The following is a 612-nucleotide window of genomic DNA, read 5'->3' on the forward strand; positions in this document are numbered from 1 at the left end:
CTGCTCGACAACTGGAGCGAGTCGCGCCTGAAATTTGTGAAGGTCTTCCCGAACGAATACAAGAAGGCACTGATCGAGCGCAAGGAACGCCGCCTGGAAGCCGCGACCGAGACCACAAGGGCCCAGGTCGCCACCAACCAGGAAGCGGTGGCGGCTAAATAAGCCGGTTGCGCCTTTTACGCATCAAACTATCTGCTATCGAATTTATAGCTGCTTACGCCCGTCTTCAAAGGGCTAGAGGCATAAAACGCTTAAAGAATTGCACAGGACCGCATCATGGGAAAAATCACCGGCTTCATGGAATACGAGCGCATCGAGGAGGGCTACAAGGCCGTGCCGGAGCGCCTGAAGAATTACAAGGAATTTGTCATCGGGCTGGACGACGCGCAGGCCAACAAGCAGGCCGCACGCTGCATGGACTGCGGCACGCCGTTCTGCAACAACGGCTGCCCGGTCAACAACATCATTCCCGACTTCAACGACATGGTGTTTCGCGCTGACTGGAAAAACGAGATCGACTCGCTGCACAGCACCAACAATTTTCCCGAGTTCACCGGCCGCAACTGCCCCGCGCCCTGCGAAGCCGCCTGCACGCTGAACGTGAATGACGAC

At 56.9% G+C, this 612-nt stretch carries 1 pseudogene; it reads left to right on the forward strand.

Annotation, left to right across the window (positions count from 1 at the left end):
• Positions 1 to 276: 276 nt before the first annotated feature.
• Positions 277 to 612: pseudogene (gltD, locus tag AC1DWI_RS25720) on the forward strand (glutamate synthase); the annotation flags it as partial.

This window comes from Polaromonas sp. P3_C2, from assembly GCF_056402675.1.